This is a genomic window from Fulvivirga aurantia (assembly GCF_009711475.1).
Classification (GTDB): Bacteria; Bacteroidota; Bacteroidia; order Cytophagales; family Cyclobacteriaceae; genus Fulvivirga; species Fulvivirga aurantia.
In genome coordinates, this window is record NZ_SMMD01000811.1 from 1 (window position 1) to 9,132 (window position 9,132).

Sequence of the window (9,132 nt, forward strand, 5' to 3'; positions counted from 1 at the left end):
TCATCCCGACCTTGTGGAGGGACCTTTTAACTAATAACTAGGCCTATTTATCCATCATTGATCAAGCACCACTCAACCACTCCTTGAAAGGGGCGACCTTATCGCGGCTTACAATGATTTCCTTGTCAAAATCAAGTCGGGGAATGATTTTTAATCGGCTGTTAGAGTAAACAATCACATCCTGAATACCTTCAATATTAACTATGAAAGAACGGTTGACTCTGTAAAACATGGCAGGGTCAAGTAAATCATTTAATTCTTCAAGCTTGTAATCAATTATAAACTTGCGATTGTCTGAGTTGTACAAATAAACAGACCTTCCCTCAGCATAGAAAAACTCAATATTTTGGGTGGTTACAGATTTAATATGCTCACCCAGTTTCACCATAAACCGGGTTTTATAAGTTTTTTGCTTGAGCTGGCTCAACGCACTTTGCAATTGGTTAAGCGTAGCATTGTTATCATTATCAGAAAGGCTTTCTTTGAGCTGTTTAAATTTATTGAGTGAATGCGATAAATCGTCATATGTAATGGGCTTGAGCAAGTAATCGATACTGTTTACTTTAAAAGCATCTATAGCAAATTCATCATATGCCGTAATAAAAATGATAGGGGTTTTAATTTTTACTGACTCAAAAATCTCAAAACTCTTACCATCAGTAAGTTGGATGTCCATAAATATGAGATCGATGTGAAATTGGTGCTTTTCTAACCAATTAGTAGACTCCTCTACAGATTGGGTTTTAGCCACTACTTCGATACCAGTATCATATCTGTGTAAATAGCGCTCCAACTTTTCAGCCGCAGGAATCTCGTCCTCAACAATCAAAACCTTCATCATATTAAGCCACTTCTTCTTTGAGTTCCATCAAAGGTATTTTAAAATAGTTATAATCATAAGCCTTTACTTTTACCATGGGCCTTTCGGTATAATAGCTGTACGATTGCTGAAGGTTTTCAAAAATTCTCTTTCCATTGTCATCTGCTGTAAGTCGATCGTTGAGTTTACTTTGAATCACGATATAATTATCTTCTTTTTCTGCATAAATTTTAATAATCAAAGGCGTGTGCTTGGTTATGATGGTCGTGCGCACGATATGCTCAATAAGCATAGGTAAAGTGCCTGGCACAAGTGGAACCTCCGAAAGGATGGGGTCACTAAGCTCATTGATTACCTCTATGTTGTTGTCGTGTTTATAGTTAAGTAGAAATATCAAATGTTTCACAGCCTTCAGTTCATCTTTTAGAGATGAAAGTTCTATATGCCTGTGGCTCAAAATGTGTCTGTAAATTGCTGATAAGTTATCGATATAATCCTCAGCTTCTTCAGTGTTTTTATGTACAAGCGTAATCAGGCTTTCTAAAGCATCATACAAAAGCATAGGATTAATTTCATTTTTAAACTGGGCCAGTTCGGCCTCTAAACTTTCAGTAAGTACACGCTCATTGTTGAGGCGCTCAACATTTTGCTTATACATATAGATGTTGCTGAAATATAACAGATTAAAGAGAAGGCTCGATAAACCGTAAATACTATTAAATACGATGAGTTGAGTTTCTGTAATACTATACTGAATCACATATTCGAAATATGCAGATATGGCCAAAGAGATAACGGTGATCGTTATAAAAATACCTGTTACTGACTGTAGTAATAGTCGATTTATAGAGCTGAATCCTGTTGGAAAGAAATTGTCGTGAATAATTACGTTGAGTCTTAGCGCTTCTGCCACTAGATAACTTAGACCTATACATACGTAAACCTCCTGACCCATAAAGGTTTCTGAAATGAGACTTACATCATTGTTGATGAGCAAAATGAGTAAGTAAACTAAAATGCCATAAGCCGGTGGTGCCAGTATTCTGAAAAATGCATTATGTATGAAAATCTTTTTCATCAGGCAGACTTGGCTTGTTCGTTTTTAATCACAGGTAGTTTTACCGTAAACTTGGTGTCGTTTTCTACTACGATCTGTTTGGTGGTAAAATATTCATACCTCCGTTTTATATTTTCTAAACCGACATGAAAAGAGTTGACCTGAGCAGGGGTTTCTGTCTTGGTGTTTGTAATTCTAATGTCTGTATTATCAATAGCAGAAATATATATGCTTAGCTTTTTATTCTTATCAATCACATTGTGTTTTACAGCATTTTCAACCAGCATTTGTAAAGTGAGAGGAGGTATTTTACTGTCCATCACATTAGGAGGCAGATTAATCTCTAATTGTAGATTATTTTGAAAACGCACTTGAAGCAGATAATTATAAGATTTGACAAACTCAACTTCTTCTTCCAGCAATACAAACTTTCGCTTGTTATTAGTGAGTATGTATTGATATGTCTGAGCCAGCCGCCTAATAAAATCTTCAGCCAAAACAGCGTCTTTATATACAAGTGATGAAATGGTGTTGAGGCAATTGAATAAATAATGCGGACTTAGCTGACTTTTGAGTGCTTCAAACTGAAGTTGGAGCTGCTTTCTTTTGTTTTTGGCAGCATCAACATGTACTACAGCATATTGACTATAAGAGTGTAATGCAAAATAGATAATGCTGTAGATAAGAGAAGCTATGGCTGCTACTATAGTCAGCTTTATCATAGGAATGCTATGACTCACTATCAGTTTTTCGAAATTAAAATCATTGAAATAAAAGCCGAAAAATAGGTAGGCACCTCCTGTGATAATGAGAAGCGAAAGCAAAAGATGATTGATTATACCCATGCAAAGTCTGCTCATAGCATGTGTGCGCCAGGATAGCCACTGGTTTAATTTTTCATCAGCAAAGTGGATCACGAAGCCCACAATGTTGGCCAAAATGATGCTGGCTGAGAGGTAAATAAAATATTCTGATTGCCAAACCAGATAGCCCACCTCACTGTACAATAAGTATAAAAAGTATAGTGCCCCAATAAAAGTGCAAATGATTATGCGAAGTCGAAACCTCATAGCAATGGCAGGTAATGATTTGTAAGCGTAAACCATGGCAAACTCAATCTAACGATTATTTGTGTAAAGTTTGCCATGGTGTGTTGTTATTGAAAAGTTGCTTTTTAGAAATTAATCTATTGCTCTCATTGCTTTACCATAATAGGTATTGGAGCTTATGTTTTTCGCCACTGCCCTATATGCATCCTGCACATCGGAGGTGCTTCTTTTTACCATTGGGGCTATAGATTCTAACGCACTAGACTTGTAAAAATCTGAGTCAATTTTATCTATGGCTTTTATTAGAGATAAGAGGTTCTCCTTAGACAGATTATCATTACTTGAAATCTTTTTTATGACAGAGCTTGCATAATGGCTTGAGTTTAAATTACCTATACCGTCTGCTATTTCCCCCATCGATTGGCTCGAAAGTTCTTGTTCGGCCATCAGTTTAGCCAGGACCACAGACGCGTAATAGTCAGACGACATCTTGTTATTAACAAGGTCAACTATTTTAACTACAACTTCATCTTCTAATCGATTGTCTGCCAGTTTGCTAAAAACAGAAGCCATATAGTAGTCTGAGCTTACATCAGATACTGCCTCCAGCAATGAGTTGAACGATGTTGCTGAGAGCTCATCATTTTCCATGGCTTTGGCTAGGATTTGCGCCTGATAATAATCAGAGCCAATATCTCGGGTAGATTTTATTACTTCTGCCAGAAGCTCACCATCCAAATCATCACGTTCTAAAGCCTTACTCAATAATGTAGCCTGATAGTAATCAGAGTCTATACTCTTACTGGCCTCCATTATTTTGGTTAGAACTGAAGGTGATAAATTCTCGTGATCCAGAGCACTTTTAAGTGCGACAGCAGCATAGTAGTCTGAATCTATGGTGCTTACAACCTCAACGTACGTTTCGGCAGTTTCATTATTTGACAGAAAGCGCTGTGAATTGTCTTTGAGAATTTCAGCCATGTAATAATCGCTTTCCAGCACCTCAGTAATAGTCTCCATGATGTTTTTGAGATCCCTATTGCTAAGATTGTCTTTTTGTAATAGCAGCTTGGTGTAAGTAGACACCACCCAGCTGCCTTCGAGCTCTTCAATCTCATCAAGTACAGCCTCGGTGCCGCCTTTTCTGTAAAATCTATCTACCCGGCTTTTAGCAGCAATCCCTGTTGAACGTACTATATCGGGAAGTATTTCTGCCAGCCATTTACGTCCTGCAGGTTCCCATTCTACCTTCGTACGCCCTTCATAATATGATTTTTTGAGGGTACCACCAGCGGCCGATTCAATAAAGACCTCTCGCTTGCTACCAAAATTGGTTTTGCTAATTTCGATATAGCCGCCACTGCTAATGCTTTTTATGTCTTTATCGTCATCGGTAACTTCAATTTCGCCCTCATACTCAATGTTGAAGCTGTTGAGCCCAATTTTGGAGTGATTGTGTTTGGTTGAGTTACGGGTGATAAATACTTTCTTTTCGTCTTTGGTAGACTTAATCACCGTCTTTTGCGCAAAGCTCACTTGTGCAACTAAAAGAAGAAGCACAAGGAACGGAGCAAGATTTATTTTGAGTTTTTGACCTGTAATATTCATGTTGTTATCGTTTGAGTAGCCCTGCGCAGGAGCTTGTTTACCTTTCTATACGATACAAGTATCGGTCGTAGTTGTGCTATTTCATAGGCTATTGTTGCGAAACGTAAAATGTTTGTAGTGAACTGCAGAATCTTTGAACTGAGACAAACAGACAATTATAATAAGTATAATAATGCGATTTTACCGCTTATGTACTATGTGTTTACCATTGGGTTTCGTTTTGATTATCTTCGAGGCTTTATAAACCTAAACAATGAATCAATGAAGAGACTTCATAATGCTATTCGTCAGAAGCTTATGCTTTTGTTTCTGATGGGAGTTTTTCCATTTAGTATTTACGGTCAGGATGATAAGGTGGCGGAGGTTACCAGTACATATGCAATTACCAATGTAAATATCATTCAGGCCCCGGGCAGAAAGATCGATTTAGGAACTGTATTGATCGAAGATGGTATTATCAAAGCTGTTGGTAAATCAGTAACCATACCTGCCAGTGCTAAAGTAATCAAAGCCGACTCAATGTACCTCTATGCAGGTTTTATTGATGGACTTTCTCAAGTTGCGGTAGAAAAGCCAAAAGACAAAGAAAGAGAAGATGTAAAAGATCCGGGTAATCCTCCTAATGAATTGGCTGGTATACAGCCAGAGAGAAATGTCCGGGATTTTCTAAAAGCAGATGATAAATCTGTTGATGATTGGAGAAAAATGGGCTTTACAGCTGCGCATGTTGTACCCGATGGCAGAATGCTTCCAGGCTCAGATGGCCCCATTTTACTCACCGGTACTAACCCTGATGAAATGATTTACAGCAATCAGGTATCGCTTTTTAGTCAGTTGAGAGGAGCACCTGGTGTGTATCCTAATACTGTAATTGGTGTGATGGCGAAGTACAGAGACTTGTACAGAAACGCTGAAAATGCCAAGTCTTACAAGCAGCGATACGACCAGGACGGTGTTGGTATGGAAAGACCAAATTCAGATAGAATTTTAGAAGCTTTCTACCCGGTTATTGATAAGAGCATTCCGGTAGCATTTAAAGCAGAAAGTGTGCTGGATGTACAGCGCGTACTTACTTTAAAAAATGACCTAGGCTTCAACCTGATTTTAGGTGAAGTAAAACAAGGTTGGGACATTACTGATAAGATTAAGGCCGCCAATGCTAAAGTATTCTTATCACTTGATTTACCAGAGTGGGAAGAAAAAAAGGATACTGTGGCTAACGATTCTGTGAAGGCTGAACCTAAAACTTTGTCTGGGGCTGAGAAAGAGCAGGAGAGACTAGAGAAGCGTAAAGAGGAGATGATAATGAAGTACTATGAGCAACCTGCGCTTTTCAGAGATCAAGGGATAACATTTGGTTTCTCAACATTAGAGGCTAAAAGTGGTGATATCAAGAGTAATATAAATAAACTGGTTGAGAAAGGCCTGAATGAAGATGTTGCACTGGCAGCACTTACAACTTCACCGGCACAGCTGCTGGGTCTTTCTAAAACCATGGGTACCATAGATCAGGGTAAATTGGCCAACCTTTTTATATCTGATAAACCTTACTTTGAGAAGGAATCCAATGTGAAAATGGTGTTCGTAGACGGGAAACTGTATGAATACGAAAACAAGCCCAAAAAGAAGAAAAATGGAGATGAAGAAGATGTCGACCCTAAAGGTGACTGGACGTATTCTACTGAAACCCCACAGGGTAATGGTTCAGGAACCGTAAAATTTGAAGGTGGTCCTGGTAATTACAGCGGTCAGCTTACCAGTAGCTTTTCTTCAGATACCAATACCTTATCAGACATCACAGTAGACGGTAGTCAGGTGTCATTTTCTTTCACAATTGCGGTTGGAGGAGATGCACTTAATGTGAGTGTTTCGATTACTGTTGATGGCGACACATTTGAAGGTACTATGACAGCCGGATCATACGGTAGTTTTCCTATAGAAGGTGAACGCACTCCAAAGAATTAAAAAATAAATCTGTTGATTATGAAAAAATATATATTCACAATCATACTTGCTTGCTTTGCTTTTGTCACACAAGCACAGGAGCAGGGTGACGTGTTAATCAAAAATGGGACAGTACTCACTGTAACTAACGGTACGTTGGAAAATACCGATGTACTTATAAAGGATGGTAAAATATCTAAAATCGGGAAAGGGCTGAAAGCACCTTCAGGCGCCTCTACTATTGATGCGTCAGGCTTGTTTGTAATGCCCGGCATTATCGATGCGCACTCTCACATAGCACTAGACGCAGTAAACGAGGCTACGAGTCCTGTAACTGCAGAAGTCTGGACGGGTGACGCGATAGACCCACTCGATGTTTCGATTTACAGGGCATTAGCAGGTGGTGTAACCATTTCTCATGCTATGCACGGTTCTGCTAACGCAGTGGGTGGCCAAAGCGAGACTATTAAGCATAGATACGGAACGGTAGACCCGGAAGTGATGAAAATGAAAGATGCACCACGTACCATCAAATTTGCATTGGGTGAAAACCCAACCAGAGTACATGGTGGAGGTAATGACATTCTACCAAGAACCAGAATGGGGGTAGAGGCAGTTTTTAGAAACTCTTTTTCTGAGGCTCAGGAATATATGGAAGCCTGGGATAAGTACAATGCCAACAAAGGTAAAAAGGGTTATAAAGGTGCTCCTCCGGCTTATGACTTGAGGCTGGAAACTTTGGCTGATATATTAAAAGGAGAGATAATCATTCACTGTCACTCTTACCGGGCAGACGAAATCTACATGCTGATGCAAGTATGTAAAGATTTTGGTGTAAACAGGCTTGTCTTTCAACATGTAAATGAAGGCTTTAAAGTAGCTCCTGAGTTGGCAGAGTTTGGTGCCATGGCTTCAGTTTTTTCTGACTGGTGGGCATATAAATTTGAAGTTTATTACTCTACCGCCTACAACGCAACTATTCTTACAGAGAATAATGTAGTTACCTCAATTAACTCAGATAGTGGGGAGCTTATCAGGCATTTATATCACGAGGCAGCCAAAACGCAAAAATATGGTGGTTTGAATGATGACCTGGCCCTGTCATTAATTACAATAAATCCTGCCAAGCAATTGGGTATAGAAGATAGAGTTGGCTCTATCGAAGAAGGTAAAGATGGTGACATAGCAATATTCAAAAATCACCCTTTATCTATTTACACAATTCCTATTTATACGCTGGTAGATGGTGTGGTTAAGTTTGATAGGGAAAATGACGCGCATGATATGAGAATCTATACTGACCCTGAAGAAAAGATCGATGTTACTTTTCATCAGTCAGACCACAGCACAGACAGATGCATGCAAGACACAGAATTTTTGTTTAAAGAATAAGCTTGAAACAGATGAAAGATATATTTAAGATACTTATGGCAATTGTGTTAGTGTTTGCATATACAGCAAACTACGCACAAAATGCTAAAGGCACCGAGGGTACATTTGCCCTTACAAATGCTAAGATCGAAACAGTAACAAATGGTACGATAGAAAGTGGTACCATCGTCTTACAAGATGGTAAAATTCTGGATGTAGGTGCTAACGTGTCTGTTCCCTCCGGGGCAGAGGTTATCGACTGCAGTGGGCTTACAGTCTACCCGGGTATGATTGAAGGCGGTGCGCGATTAGGACTCACGGAGGTAAACTCAGACGCGAGGACACGTGATTATAATGAAATTGGCGATGTAATCCCTCAGATGAAGGCGCTTACAGCTGTAAACCCTAACTCTGTACTTATTCCGGTAACACGTGTGAGTGGCGTAACTACATCACTCGCTGTACCTACAGGAGGTTTATTCTCAGGAACTGCGGCACTTGTAAATCTTCACGGCTATACCCCGGATCAGATGTATGCCGGTTTTGAAGGTGTCGTGCTCAATTTCCCGGCTTCCGGTAGAAGAAGCCGATGGGATAGACGATCTGATGAAGATATTAAGAAAGAGGCAGAGAAAGCCCTGAAGAAGCTCAATGAGGTTTGGGGTAGAGCGACAGAATACCACTCTATCGACTCTGCCATGAAAGCAGAAGACAAAAAGAAAAAGCTTGACTACTATCCTGAAATGGAGGCTTTGTTGCCTGTAGTGAGAGGAGAGCAAACATTGCTTATCGAAGTAAATGCTGCTGATGATATTGAAGCGGCCATAGAATGGGTAAGCGATAAAGATATCAAAGTGGTTTTTACAGGAGTTTCTGAAGGCTGGAGAAAAGCAGAAGAGATAGCGAAAGCTGATATACCTGTAATTACAGGTCCTGTATTAAGCATCCCTAACCGTGCTTATGATAAATATGATCGCTCTTATGCCAACGCTGGACTAATGAAAAAAGCAGGTGTAAAAGTAGCTATAAGAACCGCTGATGCAGAAAACGTAAGAAACTTACCTTATCATGCTGGTTTTGCGGCAACTTATGGAATGGGTAAAGAAGAGGCATTGAAAGCCATCACAATTATACCAGCAGAAATATTTGGAGTAGCAGATCAACTGGGTTCTTTGGAAAAAGGGAAAGTAGCCAATCTGTTTGTAACAGACGGAGATGCATTTGAAACCAAGACTCAGGTAAAACATCTATTTGTCGGAGGTTGGAAAATACCTCTGGAGAGC

7 protein-coding genes are annotated in these 9,132 nt (G+C 39.5%); 3 read left to right on the forward strand and 4 right to left on the reverse strand.

Annotation, left to right across the window (positions count from 1 at the left end; translation table 11 throughout):
* Positions 1–61 precede the first annotated feature (61 nt).
* From E1176_RS11080 to E1176_RS11095, 4 genes are all read right to left on the reverse strand, one after another.
* Positions 62–841 carry a LytR/AlgR family response regulator transcription factor gene (locus E1176_RS11080; RefSeq protein WP_246206002.1) on the reverse strand — a complete coding sequence of 260 codons (780 nt, stop codon included), beginning with the start codon at positions 839–841 and terminating at the stop codon, positions 62–64.
* A gap of 1 nt (position 842) precedes the next feature.
* Positions 843–1,898 (reverse strand): histidine kinase, encoded by a 1,056-nt coding sequence (locus tag E1176_RS11085; RefSeq protein ID WP_155210676.1) that lies wholly within the window; start codon positions 1,896–1,898, stop codon positions 843–845.
* On the reverse strand, positions 1,898–2,983 hold the full coding sequence (locus tag E1176_RS11090) for a sensor histidine kinase (RefSeq protein WP_155210677.1): 1,086 nt from the start codon (positions 2,981–2,983) through the stop codon (positions 1,898–1,900). The genes E1176_RS11085 and E1176_RS11090 overlap by 1 nt, the downstream gene beginning before the upstream one ends.
* A gap of 75 nt (positions 2,984–3,058) precedes the next feature.
* Positions 3,059–4,534 (reverse strand): hypothetical protein, encoded by a 1,476-nt coding sequence (locus tag E1176_RS11095; RefSeq protein ID WP_155210678.1) that lies wholly within the window; start codon positions 4,532–4,534, stop codon positions 3,059–3,061.
* Positions 4,535–4,795: 261 nt separating this feature from the next.
* On the opposite strand from E1176_RS11095, the gene E1176_RS11100 reads away from it, so the two are divergent.
* From E1176_RS11100 to E1176_RS11110, 3 genes are all read left to right on the forward strand, one after another.
* Positions 4,796–6,499: an amidohydrolase family protein gene (locus E1176_RS11100; protein WP_185152754.1), complete on the forward strand. Its 1,704-nt coding sequence runs from the start codon at positions 4,796–4,798 to the stop codon at positions 6,497–6,499.
* Between the two features lie 18 nt (positions 6,500–6,517).
* On the forward strand, positions 6,518–7,870 hold the full coding sequence (locus tag E1176_RS11105; protein WP_155210680.1) for an amidohydrolase: 1,353 nt from the start codon (positions 6,518–6,520) through the stop codon (positions 7,868–7,870).
* An 11-nt stretch (positions 7,871–7,881) separates the two neighbouring features.
* On the forward strand, positions 7,882–9,132 hold a 1,251-nt coding region (locus E1176_RS11110; RefSeq protein WP_155210681.1), incomplete at its 3' end, for an amidohydrolase family protein.